Annotated in this window: 14 protein-coding genes; 9 read left to right on the top strand and 5 right to left on the bottom strand. The window is 58.5% G+C overall.

Annotated features, from left to right (window positions below):
• Positions 1–32 precede the first annotated feature (32 nt).
• From frr to rlmN, 3 genes are read left to right on the top strand one after another with little or no spacing between them, the layout of a single operon-like run.
• Positions 33–590: a ribosome recycling factor gene (frr, locus tag BJP08_RS04415; RefSeq protein WP_071568440.1), complete on the top strand. Its 558-nt coding sequence runs from the start codon at positions 33–35 to the stop codon at positions 588–590.
• Positions 591–636: 46 nt separating this feature from the next.
• Entirely contained in the window at positions 637–1,545 is a 909-nt protein-coding gene (locus tag BJP08_RS04410) for a phosphatidate cytidylyltransferase (protein WP_255364757.1), read from the top strand.
• Between the two features lie 20 nt (positions 1,546–1,565).
• Positions 1,566–2,663, top strand: coding sequence for a 23S rRNA (adenine(2503)-C(2))-methyltransferase RlmN (gene rlmN, locus BJP08_RS04405; protein ID WP_071568438.1), 1,098 nt, complete (start codon positions 1,566–1,568; stop codon positions 2,661–2,663).
• A gap of 87 nt (positions 2,664–2,750) precedes the next feature.
• Here rlmN and BJP08_RS04400 read toward each other — a convergent pair whose 3' ends face one another.
• Positions 2,751–3,191, bottom strand: coding sequence for a DUF2631 domain-containing protein (locus tag BJP08_RS04400; RefSeq protein WP_071568437.1), 441 nt, complete (start codon positions 3,189–3,191; stop codon positions 2,751–2,753).
• Positions 3,192–3,518: 327 nt separating this feature from the next.
• On the opposite strand from BJP08_RS04400, the gene dxr reads away from it, so the two are divergent.
• From dxr to map, 5 genes are all read left to right on the top strand, one after another.
• The gene (gene dxr / locus BJP08_RS04395) at positions 3,519–4,679 is read left to right on the top strand and encodes a 1-deoxy-D-xylulose-5-phosphate reductoisomerase (protein WP_071568436.1); all 1,161 of its coding nucleotides are present in this window, start codon (positions 3,519–3,521) and stop codon (positions 4,677–4,679) included.
• A 37-nt stretch (positions 4,680–4,716) separates the two neighbouring features.
• A complete protein-coding gene (locus BJP08_RS04390) occupies positions 4,717–5,925 on the top strand; it encodes an RIP metalloprotease (protein WP_255364756.1) in 1,209 nt (402 codons plus the stop codon).
• 20 nt (positions 5,926–5,945) lie between these two features.
• Positions 5,946–7,109: a flavodoxin-dependent (E)-4-hydroxy-3-methylbut-2-enyl-diphosphate synthase gene (gene ispG, locus BJP08_RS04385; RefSeq protein ID WP_070362289.1), complete on the top strand. Its 1,164-nt coding sequence runs from the start codon at positions 5,946–5,948 to the stop codon at positions 7,107–7,109.
• 61 nt (positions 7,110–7,170) lie between these two features.
• On the top strand, positions 7,171–8,994 hold the full coding sequence (locus BJP08_RS04380; protein ID WP_071568434.1) for a penicillin-binding transpeptidase domain-containing protein: 1,824 nt from the start codon (positions 7,171–7,173) through the stop codon (positions 8,992–8,994).
• A 35-nt stretch (positions 8,995–9,029) separates the two neighbouring features.
• The gene (map, locus tag BJP08_RS04375) at positions 9,030–9,929 is read left to right on the top strand and encodes a type I methionyl aminopeptidase (RefSeq protein ID WP_071568598.1); all 900 of its coding nucleotides are present in this window, start codon (positions 9,030–9,032) and stop codon (positions 9,927–9,929) included.
• A gap of 131 nt (positions 9,930–10,060) precedes the next feature.
• Here map and BJP08_RS04370 read toward each other — a convergent pair whose 3' ends face one another.
• From BJP08_RS04370 to BJP08_RS04355, 4 genes are all read right to left on the bottom strand, one after another.
• Positions 10,061–10,474 (bottom strand): hypothetical protein, encoded by a 414-nt coding sequence (locus BJP08_RS04370; RefSeq protein ID WP_071568433.1) that lies wholly within the window; start codon positions 10,472–10,474, stop codon positions 10,061–10,063.
• Positions 10,475–10,523: 49 nt separating this feature from the next.
• Positions 10,524–10,931 carry a hypothetical protein gene (locus BJP08_RS04365; RefSeq protein WP_071568432.1) on the bottom strand — a complete coding sequence of 136 codons (408 nt, stop codon included), beginning with the start codon at positions 10,929–10,931 and terminating at the stop codon, positions 10,524–10,526.
• 344 nt (positions 10,932–11,275) lie between these two features.
• Entirely contained in the window at positions 11,276–12,688 is a 1,413-nt protein-coding gene (gene mtr / locus BJP08_RS04360) for a mycothione reductase (protein ID WP_071568431.1), read from the bottom strand.
• A 3-nt stretch (positions 12,689–12,691) separates the two neighbouring features.
• Entirely contained in the window at positions 12,692–13,696 is a 1,005-nt protein-coding gene (locus BJP08_RS04355) for an alpha/beta hydrolase (RefSeq protein ID WP_071568430.1), read from the bottom strand.
• Positions 13,697–13,954: 258 nt separating this feature from the next.
• Here BJP08_RS04355 and mqo point away from each other — a divergent pair, with 258 nt between their 5' ends.
• Positions 13,955–15,451, top strand: a complete 1,497-nt coding sequence (gene mqo, locus BJP08_RS04350; RefSeq protein WP_071568429.1) for a malate dehydrogenase (quinone) — start codon at positions 13,955–13,957, stop codon at positions 15,449–15,451.
• The last annotated feature ends 38 nt before the right edge of the window (positions 15,452–15,489 follow it).

The following is a 15,489-nucleotide window of genomic DNA, read 5'->3' as shown; positions in this document are numbered from 1 at the left end:
CGAACGCTTTGTACAGAAGAAGTGGAGAAAAAATGATTGATGACGTTTTGCTTGATGCCGAAGAGCGAATGAGCTCCTCTGTTGATTTCACCCGCGACGACCTCGTAACGATCCGTACCGGTCGCGCTAACCCAGCGATGTTTAATGGCGTTATGGCCGACTTCTACGGTGCGCCAACCCCAATCAACCAGATGGCGACGATTTCCGTGCCAGAGCCGCGCATGCTACTGATCAAGCCATACGACATGTCGACACTCAAGGAAATTGAGACCGCGATCCGCAACTCCGACCTGGGCGTCAATCCGACGGACGATGGACAAGTTATCCGTGTCACGATTCCGCAGCTGACCGAAGACCGTCGCCGGGACCTAGTCAAGCAGGCCAAGCAGAAGGGCGAGGATGGCAAGATCGCTATCCGCAACGTCCGCCGCCACGGTATGGAAGCACTGAAGAAGATCCAGAAGGACGGCGACGCCGGGGAGGACGAAGTGCAGACCGCAGAAAAGGCGCTGGACAAGACGACCCAGAACTACGTTGCACAGATTGATGAGCTGGTTCAGCGCAAGGAAGCTGAACTGATGGAGGTCTAAGGACTCTAAGTACCTGGGTCCCGCCGGTAACAGAAAGCAACGCTACGTGAAACACTCGACAGATCAATCAGGACCATTGGGCTGGCCCCGTATTACGGCTCCGAAGCCGAAGAACGATGCGGGCAGGAACCTGCCAGCTGCGATCACAACCGGGGTTATTCTTGGCGCCATCGTGATTGCGGCCGTGTGGATTGGGCCTATGGCGTGGTACCCACTTGTTGCGGTCGCCGTTGCCGGTGGGATGTGGGAGGTGCTCACCCGGCTACGGGAAGTCGGCTACCAGCAGCCTCGTACACTCCTGATTATCCTCGGCCAGATCATGGTGTGGTCTTCCGCTGTGTACAAGACTGCCGGTGTTGTCGCTGCGTTCGCATTCACGGTGCTGTTTTTGATGTTCTGGCGGTTGTTCGATCATGGTCGACACCAAACACCCACCAACTACCTGCGAGACACCGCAGTTGGCGTGTTCGTCCTGGCATGGATTCCGCTGTTCGGCAGTTTTGCAGCAATGATCTCTCTTATCGACGAAGGCTCCGTAAGTGGCTCAGCGTTCATTGTGGCATTCATGTGCTGCGTGGTCGCCTCTGACGTCGGCGGTTACGCTGCGGGTGTGATGTTTGGGTCGCACCCGATGGCTCCAGCGGTGAGCCCGAAGAAGTCCTGGGAGGGCTTTGCCGGATCGATGGTGTTCGGGATCATCGCCGGTGTCGCGGTGGTTACCTTCCTCATTCAGGGGCCGTGGTGGATGGGCATCTTCCTGGGTGCCGCCCTGGTGGTGTGCGCAACAATGGGTGACCTCGTTGAAAGTCAGTTCAAGCGCGAGCTGGGCATCAAGGACATGTCTCAGATTTTGCCTGGGCATGGTGGTTTGATGGACCGCTTGGACGGCATGTTGCCGGCAGCGTGTGCAACGTACATTCTGCTGAGTGCTTCCGCATTGATGAATCCGTTCTAACGTGCAAAGATGGGGCAATCATGACTGAGACCCCAACATTGCCACAGCTGACCCCCAAGTTTGGTATGCCGCCGAAGCACTTCGCTGATTTGAGCAGCGACGAGCGCATTGAGGCGGTGAAGTCCCTCGGGCTGCCTAAGTTTCGCGCAGACCAGATCGCGCGCCACTACTACGGCAAATTTGAAGCTGATCCGCTCACCATGACAGATCTGCCTGCAGCACAACGCGAAAAGGTGAAAGACGCCCTGTTCCCGACGCTGCTGACTCCGGTTCGCCGCGTAGAAACCGATGAGGGGGATACCACCAAGACGCTGTGGCGCTTGCATGATGGCATCCTGTTGGAATCTGTGCTTATGCGCTACAAGGATCGCGCGACGCTGTGTATTTCCTCGCAGGCAGGCTGCGGCATGGCGTGCCCGTTTTGTGCCACAGGCCAGGGTGGGCTCGACCGAAACCTGTCTACGGCTGAGATTGTGGACCAGGTTCGTGCTGCCGCAGCAATGATGCAGGAAGAAGGCTCCCGTCTTTCGAACATCGTCTTCATGGGGATGGGGGAGCCCCTGGCGAACTATAAGCGGGTCGTCAATGCAGTGCGCCAGATTACTAGTCCGGCGCCACAGGGCTTCGGGATTTCTCAGCGCAACGTCACTGTCTCGACGGTGGGCCTTGCGCCACAGATTCGAATGCTTGCTGACGAAGGCATCTCCTGCACACTGGCGGTCTCCCTGCACACCCCAGACGATGACTTGCGTGACACACTCGTGCCGATGAACAACAGGTTCTCTGTGCAAGACGTGTTGGAGGCCGCGCGGTACTACGCTGATACGACGGGCCGTCGTGTTTCCATTGAGTACGCACTGATCCGTGATATAAACGACCATGACTTCCGCGCAGACATGCTCGGCAGGAAGCTGCACCAGGCGTTGGGGCCATTGGTGCACGTGAACCTCATCCCGCTGAATCCAACTCCAGGTTCGAAGTGGGACGCGTCTCCGAAGGCTCGACAGGATGAGTTTGTGCGACGTGTTATTGCACAGGGCGTCACTTGCACGGTTCGTGATACGAAGGGGCAGGAGATTGCTGCGGCGTGTGGTCAGCTTGCCGCGGAAGGCGAGTAGTCTTCGGGTCCCGCGCTGAGGAACGAAAACGGCGCCACCCCTCACTTAGATGTTGGGGTGGCGCCGTAGTGTTGGCTTAGCGCGCTATTAGTGAATGCTTTGCTGCTGTGCACCACGCAGCGCGTTGAGGCGAGCAGGATCAATGTTGAGGGCGCGCAGCTCGCGTTCGTCGAGCTCGGCGTATGGGCCCGACATGGTCTGCTGAGCGTAGATCCAGTCCGGCTCCTTATGGCCAGCAGGCTTGTTGTGTGCGGTGACCGTGCGGACCTGGCTCAGCTTCGGCTGGAGGCCGTGGAAGATGAGGGCCACTGCGATCAGTACTGCGAGGGCAACCAGCCAAATGGTCTCGACGTGGCCGCGGTGGTTGCCGAAATTGTACGCGAGCAAGAAGATCACCGAGATCCACCCTGCGAGTTGAATCGTGCGCGGCTTGAACGCGCTCCACCCGAAGCGGGCGGAAGGGACGTCAGCTTCAGAAACGCCGTTATATACCTGTGGAGCCTTGTCCTGAGGGTGAGCCACTGCCATTCTCCTTGAGCTGTAGTTGTCCGCTTGCTGGAAGCAGCTAAGGGCGCGACCAGCAATGGACATGCTAAATCTGTGTGTACTGTGCATTATCTTTTCACATTGCGGGGCTTGATGGCACCGCGTAGCCCCCAATGAGTTCAAACTTTCGCACCATGTTGCTGTGCTTGGTGGCCGAGTGGGCTGGCCGCCAACTCGGTGCTGCGCGGACGGAATGGCAGATTACTCCCGTTGCAGTATGCTCGTCTCGCGCTCATTGTCGAGGTAAACGACTGGCTAGAAACAATTGAAATAAAAACTAAGTGTCTATTTTTACTGTGACGTGCCACAATGGAGATTGTGAAAAAGGTTCTGATTCTTGGATCGACAGGCTCTATTGGCACACAGGCGCTCGATATTATTCGCAAGCACCCCGAAGACTTTGAGGTTGTCGGCATCGCGGCAGCAGGGCACAACCCTGAGCTTGTTATCCAACAGGCGCAAGAGTTCAACCTGCGCCCAGAACAAATCGCGGTTCAGCAGCTCGACCCTGCGAAGGATGTTTCCCGCGCAGTAGGTGACTTCATCATTACGGGTGACGATGCAGCTGCGGTTCTCGTGGAGATGCAAGACGCCGACATCGTGCTCAATGCGCTTGTCGGCGCTGCGGGGCTTGAGTCGACGCTCGCAACGCTTCGCAAAGACGGTGTATTGGCGCTTGCGAACAAAGAATCGTTGGTTGCTGGCGGCCGCTTCGTGATGGAGAAAGTGAAGCCTGGTCAGCTTGTGCCGGTGGATTCCGAGCATTCGGCGATGGCTCAGTGTTTGCGCGCCGGAAGTCGGGGCGACGTGTCGCGATTTGTGCTCACCGCATCCGGCGGACCGTTCCGGGGCTGGTCGAGGCAACAGATGATGGAAGCGACACCGGAGCAGGCTGGCCAGCACCCGACGTGGTCGATGGGCACCATGAACACGCTCAACTCCGCGACCATGGTCAACAAAGGTCTTGAGCTCATCGAAGCGACGCTGCTGTTCGATATCTCGCCTGATGTGATCGATGTCGTTGTGCACCCGCAGTCGATTGTGCACTCCGCGATTACGTTCGCAGACGGCGCAACGATCGCGCAGGCATCGCCGCCGTCGATGATGCTGCCTATCGCGCACGCGCTCGCGTGGCCGGAGCGTATCCCTGGTGCGCAACCTGCACTCGACTTCTCGCAGGCGAGCGATTGGACGTTTGAGCCGCTGGACGACGCGTTTCCCGCTGTCCGTCTCGCTCGGGAAGCCGCTGCGATGGGAGACCCCTACCCAGCGGTGTACAACGCTGCGAACGAGGTAGCTGTCGAGGCGTTCCTCGCAGGCAAGATTCGGTTCCCGCACATCGTGGACGTCGTTAGTTATGTCCTTGACGCGGCTGGAGCGTTTGCATTTGCGCCGACATCTATCGAAGATATTCTTCACGTGGATGCTGGTGCACGCCGGGCGGCGAAGGAAGTTATCGCCCAGCTGTAAGCCAGCCTGAATGGCCCGAAATGGCAAGGAGCAGCGAGTGGGCATTGTAGGAATCATACTGTTTGCCCTCGGCATTACGGTTTCCATCGCGCTCCATGAAGCGGGGCATATGTTCACCGCGCGCGCGTTTGGGATGCGAGTGCGCCGGTACTTCGTGGGGTTTGGGCCGAAGGTGTGGTCCGTGAAGAAAGGGGAGACGGAGTACGGCATTGCGGCTCTTCCCCTGGGCGGATTTTGCGATATCGCGGGGATGACCGCACAGGATCCTGTCACCGCTGACGAAGCGCCTGTTGCGATGTACCGTAAGCCGTGGTGGCAGCGTGTGGCGGTGCTCAGCGGTGGCATCGCGATGAACCTGCTGATTGGCGTTGTGGTGTTGTACTTTGTCGCGGTGTTCGCAGCGATTCCGAACCCGTACGCAGATCGGACCCCAACCGTTGGGGAACTGCAGTGCGCACCCGACCAAATTAGCGAGAGTGAGCTGGGAGAATGCACTGGCAATGGCCCCGGCTATGACGCAGGGCTGCGCGAAGGCGATAAGCTGCTCGCAGTTGATGGGGAAGCGCTCAAGACATTCCCGGAGCTGCGAGATTATGTGATTCGCCGCCCAGGTGAGATTGTGACGCTGACCGTGATGCGCGACGATGCGCAGCTCGACATCGACGTTCCACTCGCCACGGTGACCAGGATTGACCCAGCAACCGGTGCTTCTTTTGACGCTGGCGCAATTGGTGTGACGAGCGCTCCCGTGGAAGATGCGATGCGCCAGTTCGGGCCGCTTGAGGCCGTACCGGCTACGGCTGCATTTACGAGGCAGATGCTCAGTGCGACGGTGCAGGGGCTTATCGCGTTCCCGTCGAAGATTCCTGGAGTTGTCGCCTCAATTTTTGGTGCTGAGCGTGAACTCGACGGCCCAGTGAGTGTCATTGGTGCCTCCCGTGCAGGCGGTGAGCTAGCACAGCAAAGCATGTGGTCGATGTTTTGGATGATGTTGGCCAGTCTCAACTTCTTCCTCGCGCTGTTCAACCTGATCCCGTTGCCTCCCTTGGATGGCGGGCACATCGCAGTGGTGCTGTACGAGAAAATCCGTGATGCGCTACGCAGGCTGCGTGGGCTTGAGCCCGGTGGCCCTGCGGACTACCGCAAACTGATGCCGTTGACGTATGCGATGGCTGCGGCACTGCTGACAATCGGTGTGTTTGTCATGCTTGCGGATGTGGTGAACCCAATCAAGCTGTTTGGGTAGCAGTGCTAGAGTAGGCAACTATGAATCTTCCCATCGGTTTAGGTATTCCTGAAGGCCCAGCGCCAACGCTGGCGCCTCGTCGCAAGACCCGTCAGTTGATGGTTGGCGGAGTGGGGGTGGGGTCGGATCACCCGATCACGGTCCAGTCGATGACCACCACGAAGACGCATGATATTAATGCGACGCTGCAGCAGATCGCCCAGCTGGCGACGGCCGGTTGCGACATTGTGCGTATTGCCTGCCCGAAGACGGTTGACGCCGATGCGCTGCCAGCAATTGCAGCGAAGTCGCCTATCCCGGTGATTGCGGATATCCACTTCCAGCCGAAGTACATCTTCGCGGCGATTGATGCTGGGTGCGCTGCTGTACGCGTGAACCCTGGCAACATTAAAGAGTTTGACGGTCGCGTGAAGGAAGTCGCGAAGGCTGCGGGGGATGCTGGTATCCCGATTCGTATCGGTGTCAACGGTGGCTCGCTGGATAAGCGCCTGCTGGAGAAGTACGGTCGTGCCACCCCCGAGGCCCTCGTCGAGTCCGCGATCTACGAGGCTGGTTTGTTCGAGGAGTACGGCTACGGCGATATCGCGATCTCCGTGAAGCACTCGGACCCGGTGCTCATGGTTGAGGCGTACCGCCAGCTCGCTGAGAAGACTGACTACCCGCTGCATCTCGGCGTGACTGAGGCCGGCCCGAAGTTCATGGGCACAATTAAGTCCTCCGTCGCGTTTGGCGCGCTGCTCTCGCAGGGCATCGGCGATACGATTCGCGTTTCGCTTTCTGCTGACCCTGTGGAGGAAATCAAGGTCGGTGACCAGATCCTGCAGTCGCTGAATCTTCGCCCGCGCAAGCTTGAGATCGTCTCCTGCCCGTCCTGTGGTCGCGCGCAGGTAGATGTGTACAAGCTCGCTGAGGAAGTTACTGCTGGTCTTGAGGGGATGGAGTACCCGCTGCGCGTCGCCGTCATGGGCTGCGTTGTAAACGGTCCTGGTGAGGCTCGCGACGCTGATTTAGGCGTGGCTTCTGGCAACGGCAAGGGGCAGATCTTTGTGAAGGGCGAGGTCGTTGAGACGGTCCCAGAGTCGAAGATCGTTGAGACCCTTATCGCCCACGCTCAGCGTATCGCTGAGGAAGAGGGCCTCGAGGAGGTCGAGGGGGCACGCGCGGAAGTCAAGGTTACGCGCTAGATAATCCGTCGGTTGGAGTGGCGCAGGCGACGTTTCGCTGTGGTCTTGGTACTTTGGGTCCATGCAACGTCTCCTCGCTTTGCTCCTGAGCGTAGTTTTCACGGGCGCGCTGGCCACAGCCTGTACGCCGCGCCCGAATGATGTTGAGCCCGTCGCACGCGAGTTTCTCGACGCGCTTGTCAGCCTCGACGGGACTCATTTTCAGGAGCTTGTTGACGTCCCCTCCGAAGCCAACGCCTCGTTCCAAGAAACGGTTGAAGGACTCCAGGCAGAGGCGCTCGAGGCGACGATTAACGACGTGAGCCAGAGTGACAACCTGGCAACTGTCTCGTACCACTTGAAGTGGGGTCTGCCGAAAGAACGCACGCTCGAGTACGACTCTCACATGACGCTGACCCAGATCGGTGAGAAGTGGACCGTGCGTTGGCAGCCGAGCATCTTGCATCCGCGCCTGGGTGCGCAGCAACACCTGGAGCTGCGCTCGGTAGCGGCATCGAAGGCTAGTGTCGTTTCTTCCGATGGAGTGGAGCTGCTGCGGCCTGGGACAGCGTTTCGCATTCTGGTGGAAAAGCATGCAGTGCGCGATATCCCGGACACCGCTCGCAGGATTTCCTCTTTCCTCCAAGATGCCCACGGTAAGTCATCTGTAGTTCCCGAGGTTCCTGTGGATGAGCTCGAACGCAACCTTGCGGAAGCCAAAGGGACCTACTCTGTTGCGATCGTGCCTGCTGAATTCGGAGATGCCGCCAAGGCAGCGTTTAACTCCGTGCCTGGAGTGCGCATCAACGAGGAAGCGGCGATGGTGAATATCGAGCCGGATTTCGCGCCGGATATGCTCGCTCGCGTCGGTGAGCTTGTGCGCGATGACTTGATCGGTGATGCCGGCTGGAGCGTCAGCGTAGTCAATGAGCACGGCGCAGTGCTGGAGGACGTTGAACGCCACGCCCCGGCTCCTGCACCCGCGATTGAGGTGAGCCTGGACCACAGCGTGCAGCTGGCTGCAGAGCGAGCACTCGAGCCGTATGCCGGACGACAGGCGATGATTGTTGCTATCCGCCCATCCAATGGTGCGGTGCTTGCTGTTGCGCAGACGCGCGAAGCCGACCGTGAGGGCAACCTTGCAACGATGGGCCAGTACCCGCCGGGTTCAACGTTCAAGATCATCACGGCAGCCGCCGGTCTTGAGCGACAGGCTCTTACTCCGGGTAGTACCGTGCCTTGCCCGGGGACCATGAACCTGTACGGCAGGACCGTGACAAACTATGCCGGGTTCTCCCTCGGTAACGTTTCGCTGCAGTCTGCTTTTGCGCACTCGTGCAACACGACGTTCGCCGACATTTCGACGAAGCTCGCTCCAGGTGAGCTCCGAGATATCGGCAAGCAGTTCGGGTTGGGCCTCGATATGAAGATTCCCGGACTGGAGACCATCACCGGTTCCATCCCGGTGGGTGAGGAGCCACTTGATAGGACAGAGGCCGGATACGGGCAGGGTCACGACCTTGTGAGCCCATTTGGCATGGCGCTTGTGGCGGCGTCTGCAGCAAACGGGTCGATGCCGACGCCATACCTGATCAAGGGGGCGGAGACTGAGCTGAGCGAGTCTGCGCCCCGTATGCCTGACGAGGCGTGGCACCAGCTCCAGGAAATGATGGCGGCGGTGACCGCCCCGGGTGGTACCGCGGCGGGAATGACCGCCGGTGGTGATATCCGTGGCAAGACTGGTGAGGCCGAAATCAACCGAGGTTCTCACTCGTGGTTCACCGGCTATCGCGTTGATGATGATATCGCTTTCGCATCTCTTGTTGTGCTCGGCGGCGGCTCGGAGGCTGCAGTCGCGTTGACGAACTCGATGCTGGTGAATCTGGACCAGTCGCGAGGGGCTTAGTTTATCCTCAGTAGTCGGGTACTACTATGGGGCGCATGAGTAAACGAGGAAAGCTACAACAACAAGCGTCCACTCCGATTCGGAAAGTACCAAAGGACATTGAGCGCCCTGAGTATGCCTGGAAGGACGACGTACAGGAGAACATCGGCGAGCCATACGTACAAGACGCCGAGACGATCGAGAAGATGCGTGAGAGCTCCAAGATCGCCGCGAATGCACTGGCGGTTGCGGGTGCAGCAGTAAAGCCTGGCGTGACAACCGACGAGATCGACCGCGTGGCCCACGAGTACATGCTCGACCACGGCGCGTACCCGTCCACGCTCGGCTACCGCGGCTTCCCGAAGTCCTGCTGCGTGTCACTGAATGAGATCGTGTGCCATGGCATCCCGGATACTACGGTGATTGAGGACGGCGACATCGTCAACATCGACGTCACCGCGTATAAGAACGGCGTCCACGGTGATACAAATGCGACGTTCCTCGCCGGCGATGTCACTCAGGAGCATAAGGATCTGGTCCAGCGCACGTACGAGGCGATGATGCGCGGTATCAAGGTGGCGAAGCCTGGCCGTGAGATCAACGTGATCGGCAGGGTCATCGAGTCCTATGCGAAGCGCTTCGGCTACAACGTGGTGACCGACTTTACTGGCCACGGGGTTGGTCCCACGTTCCACAACGGACTCGTGGTGCTCCACTACGACTCGGATGCATACCGGGACATCCTGGAGCCTGGGATGACGCTGACTATCGAACCGATGATCAATCTCGGCGCGCTGCCGTACGACATTTGGGATAACGGCTGGACAGTACAAAACCGCGACGGTAAGTTCACGGCCCAGTTCGAGCACACCCTGGTCATTACTGACGATGGCAACGAGATCCTCACCATTCCGGATAAGGACGTTGCGGAAGGGCAGCTGATGTTGGGGGCGTAAACAGTTTCGAAAGGCGCTGAACCGCTGCTGGTGCTTTTACTAAGTCGCTAGCAGCGGTTCATTTGCCAGAAAAAGAAAACTGCCCCGTCGCGCGATGCGACGGGGCAGTGACGTTTCCTAGAGAGCTGATCTTAGAACTTGATCAGGCCGTTGTAGGAAGCGAAGTTGAAGCCAGCGATGATCAGGCCAACCAGTGCGCCGATGCCAGCGATGACGGTGCCATCGATCCAGGTACGTGCCCACTGTGGAACAGCCTTGACGTCGGTCTCCTTACCGAAAGCATCGGTGATGTAGAACGGCTTATCGCGGTCTTCCTTGTCGAAGTACTGGGAAGAACCGAGGCCGGAGAACAGGCCCTTGGTGCCGTCGGCGATGACCTTGCCTGCGTCCTTGTCGCCTTCCTGCTTGCCAACGAAGATGACCTGCTGGTCAGCCTTCTGGGTCTCAGTAGGGTTGGGTTCTGCTGCGGAAGCGGTAGCCACGCCACCGAGAGCAACGGTCAGTGCGGTTGCGGAAGCAACAGCTGCGGTGCGGAAGTTACGCATTGAGTTTCCTTCTTTCGAAATTGATGTTTTCAGGTGCGGAAATCCGCGATTACTTGTTCAGCGCTGGCAGACCGTGAACAACGAAGTTGTACGCAGGTCCAACGAACAGGCCAACTGCTGCAGCGACGGAGGTGAAGACGGTGATGAAGTAGCCGACCTGTGCCCAAACTGGCTGCTTATCAAAGCCTTCCTTCTTGATGCCGAAGAGAGCCTTAGCGTTAGCGCCCTTAGCCTGAACCTTGCCGTCCTTGTCCTTCTCCCAAGCACCGAGCGAGTGGCCGATCTTGGTGGAAGAGCCACCAAGACCCTTGTTCTTGTCAATCTGCTTGTCCGGAGCGACGTTGGTCGTGGTGACCTCAGGGGTCGTGCCTTCTTCAGCAATAGCGACGGTTGCGGAGCCGAATGCTACAGCGACTGCGGTAGCGCCTGCGAGGGCTGCCTTACGGAAATTACGCATGAAACGAAATCCTTCTCTGATAGTTACTTACAAGACGTCCGGGTGAAAGTTCGGAGAAATCCAGAACCGGTGATGGTTCTAGGACCGATAGCAAGCCCCATGTGGACTCTGCCCGGTGTCGGTGACCTACTTTAGACCAACCGGGGCTAGATTGCACAAGTTATCCCCAAAAAGCCATGAGAGAACTTGCAGCGAGCTTGTGTGTGGGCCTTTATGCCGACAAGTGAATCGTCGCGTGTGGCACACGCGTTACATGAGATTGTGCCACCTGGGAAAACGGACGAAGGCGATAGGGTTACCTTGCCTATGCTTCACGTCACCCCTTTTTGGGGTGGTTGGAAGTTTTAATCGCCGATAAATACAAGGTCAAGACCAAGAATTGCGTTCTCGATGACCTCTGGCAGAGCGGGGTGGATCCAGTATTGCTTGCGCACAACCTCTCGAAGGTCCATGTCGAACGCCATGATGGTGATTAGTTGTTGGATCAGGGTGGATGCCTGTGGGCCAATAAGATGGGCTCCCAGGAGTCTCCCAGTTTTCTTGTCGGCGACAAGCTTTACAATGCCCGAGGTGTCCTCGAGTGCCCAGCCGTAGGCAACGTCGCCGTAGTTCTGTTGTTTCACGGTGATGTCGTAGTCCGCCTTCTTTGCTTCCTCCTCCGTGAGGCCAACTGTGGCGATCTGTGGCTCGGTGAAGACGGCGAATGGGACATGTTCGTGCGGCATGACGCGGTACTCGGATTCTGGCGCGCCATTCATCGCCGCCAGTAGGTTGTGGCGCACGGCGCGCATCTCCGCGTTAGCTACATGCTTGAGTTGGTACGGAGAGGACACGTCACCGAGTGCCCACACGCCGGGGCAGGAGGTGCGTCCGTAACTATCGACGGCCACGCGACCGTCATCTTCCATATCGATGCCGGATGCCTCGAGCGACATCTGGTCGCCGTTCGGGATACGGCCCATGCCGATCAGAAGGTGCTCGCTGGTGATGGTGGTGCCGTCGTCGAGGGTGATTGTCACCCCGTCTTCGTTGTGCTGGGCGTCGCGGACGGTGCCGAAGTGGACGTCGAAACGCTCTTGGGCGAGCTCATTGAAGCGTTGGGTGATGTCCTCATCGAGCGTGCGCAGGAACGGTGAGCGGTTGACCACCGTGACCTTCGTGCCGAGAGCATCGAAGACGTGGGCGAACTCCATCGCGATGAACCCGCCGCCAACGATCGTCAGGGACTTGGGTAGCTCCGGCAGGCGCATGATGTCCTCGTTTGTGTGGAACGGAACCGCCTTTGCCCACTCAGGAATGAAGGGGCGCGATCCTGCGGCGATCACAATCTGATCCGCGGAGATCGTGCGTGCGTCGTCGCCGATGCCGGTGGAAATTGTCTTTGGGCCGACGAATTTCGCGTGCTGGTCGAAGACGGTGACGTTGGGGCACTCGTTGCTGCGTCGGTAGGCTTCGCCACCCTCAGCGATCTTGTCGATCCGCTCGGTGAAGACGCGGTCGATGATTGAGGACCAATCGACGCCGCGGTATTCCAAATCGACGCCGAGCTTCTTGGACGTGCGGGCCTGGTAAGCGGCGTCGGCGGCGAGAACATACATCTTTGTAGGGATACAGCCGACGTTGAGGCACGTGCCACCGAAGGTGCCTTTCTCGACGATGGCAACCTTCTTGTCGTCGAACTCCGGCGTAAGGATCGAGTTGCCGGATCCGGTGCCAATAATAATGAGGTCATAGTGTTCGTCTACGTGAATGCTCATTGGTTACTCCTTAGGTGTTGTGAGGGTCTGCAGCCACTGGATGGAAGCGCGGTAGGCGGCAGTGCGCGAATAAGGCTCGGAAAGAAAGACGTCGTGGCGGGCGCCATCGATGGCGACGGTGGTGGTGTCGTCGGCAACGTGGGGCGCCCAGTAACTGATCTGGTCGACGTCCAGGATCGTGTCCGCAGTATCGGCGGCCGGGGTGTACTCGTCTTTCAAAAAAGAATGCGAGGAATGCAGGACCAGCGTTGGAACACCTGCGTTTATCGTCCCCGAGTGAATTTTTGCCTGCGCCTGGATTACAGCGCGCATCCAGCCGAAATACTTCCGATGCCCAGAGATCGGTTTCCACTGTTTGTTGAAGGACCATGAACCATGATCCTCGTAGTGGAGAGATTTACCGTAGGCAGTAAGACTTCCTCCTGGAAGGGGGAGCAGTGGGACCACTCGGCCAAGAGTATTAACGACCGGTTTAAGCACTGTCGTCAGCGCTTTCGGGAATTGAAGGTCCAGCCACGGGCTGTTCAGGATGATGCCAGCGACAAGCCTGTGGACTTCCAGGTTGTTGCGGCGCATCTCATCCGCCCACAGCGGTGCGATGAGCCCGCCCGTTGAGTGCGCGAGGAGTACCACCTGGTCGTGTTCCTGGGCTACGTACTGCACCGCCTTCGTAATCTCAGGGAAGTAGTGGGACATGTCCCGGGTGTAATGCCAGCGCTCACCTCGCTGCCGTGAGCGCCCGCAGCGGCGAAGGTCGAGTGCATAAAATGGATAACCCTGTTCGTGGAAGTGTTCGGCCACATGATCCTGGAAAAAGTAATCGGACATGCCGTGAATCCACAGCAAAGCTGGTTGTTCAGGTTTCGGTGGTGGCGGTGGGCTCATTCGTACAAGGGTTGCGACGACCGGCTGGTGGGTATCTGGGTCTTCTCCAAGGGGGAGCGTCAGCTGCTCAAATCCTTCCCCCAAGACATCCGGTTGCCAGTGGTTGTTGCTAGTTTTGGCCATGTAGGAATGGTAACGGACTGGCCGAAAACTTGCTTGGCTCGATCCCTACCGCCGCATTCGACATTTGGCCCAGGGGGTGGGGGCGGGTGTAGGGGTGTTGAGACTGCACAAATAAACCAGAAACAAAATGTGGGCTCAAGGGGTAACGTAAGGTGGAAACCGTTCAGCTACCAAGCGTATGGTTTGAGAGGTCACGCACCTGCTTGAGGTGTGCGTTGCACTCGTACAACGATATGGATCGAAGAGGGAATAATACGAATGTCTGACACGGGCAACATCCAGTACGTTGATGAGGTTGACGTACTGCATATCGGCGCCGGAATTATGAGTGCCACGCTGGGAGCAATGATTCGGGAGCTTGAGCCGGAGTGGACCCAAGCGGTGTATGAACGACTCGAGGGGCCAGCGCAGGAATCTTCCTACCCACTGAACAATGCGGGTACCGGGCACTCTGCGCTGTGTGAGTTGAACTACACGCCTGAAAAGAATGGGCAGATTCAGATCACGAAGGCGCTCGCGATTAATGAGAAGTTCCAGACTGCGCGCCAGTTCTGGTCTCATCAGATTGAGAACGGCAAGCTGGGGGATCCGAGCGAGTTCATTCACCCAGTGCCACATGTTTCGTTCGCACAAGGGCAGGACCAGATTGATTATCTGCGTCGCCGCTACGAGGCGCTGTCGGCGAACCACATGTTCCCGGGCATGGAGTTTTCAGCGGAGGAGTCCACGTTTGCCGAGAAGCTGCCACTGATGGCGAGGGGCCGTGATTTTGGTGCTGAGCCAGTCGCGATTTCATGGATGGATGCTGGCACTGACATTAACTATGGGGCGCTAACCCGTCAGTTCTTCGACGCCTCGGAAAAGGCTGGCACCCAGATCCACTACGGGCACGAGGTGCTCAACCTAAAGCGTGAGGGCAAGCTGTGGAACGTCACCGTCCGCAACGTTCGCACTGGCGATAAGCATGTTGCACGTGCACGCTTCGTGTTCGTAGGTGCAGGCGGCTACGCCCTCGACCTGCTGCGTAAGGCAGGCGTGCCGGAAGTGCACGGCTACGCGGGGTTCCCGATTTCCGGCATGTGGCTGCGAACCAACAACCAGGAGCTCGTCGCGCAGCACCAGGCCAAGGTATACGGCAAGGCAAAGGTTGGCGCACCTCCAATGTCTGTGCCGCACCTTGACCTTCGTGTCATTGACGGCGAACAGTCCCTGCTGTTCGGCCCCTACGGCGGTTGGAGCCCGAAGTTCTTGAAGAAGGGTTCCTACCTGGACCTGTTCAAGTCGATTCGCCCTGACAACATTCCTTCTTACCTCGGTGTTGCGGCCTCAAACATCGGCCTGGTGAAGTACCTGGTGGAGGAAGTCTTCCGCGACTTCGACGGCAAGATCGACGTGCTGCGCCAGTACTACCCGGAGGTCAACCCGGCTGACTGGGATGTTGCAGTTGCTGGCCAGCGTGTCCAGGTGATTAAGCCAGCACGCGCGCCGAAGTTCGGTTCCCTTGAGTTCGGTACCGCGCTGGTCAACGACCAGGACGGCACGATCGCGGGCATCCTGGGTGCGTCGCCGGGTGCATCGATTACCCCGGCTGCGATGATTGAGCTGCTGGAGCGCTGCTTCGGCGAGCGTATGGTCTCTTGGGGCGACAAGCTGCACGAAATGTTCCCGACCTATGGTGTATCGCTGCGCGATGACAAGGCGGCGTACGAGAAGCAGTGGGAGTGGACGCAAAGGACGCTCGGCCTGCAGGCGTAGTAGCCGCTTGAAAGTTTTGGCCACACGGTTTCGGGTTG

Origin of the sequence: Corynebacterium sp. NML140438, assembly GCF_001875725.1 — a bacterium.
Classification (GTDB): domain Bacteria; phylum Actinomycetota; class Actinomycetes; order Mycobacteriales; family Mycobacteriaceae; genus Corynebacterium.
The sequence above is the reverse complement of the archived record's forward strand: the minus strand, read 5'-3'. Positions and strand labels throughout refer to the sequence as shown.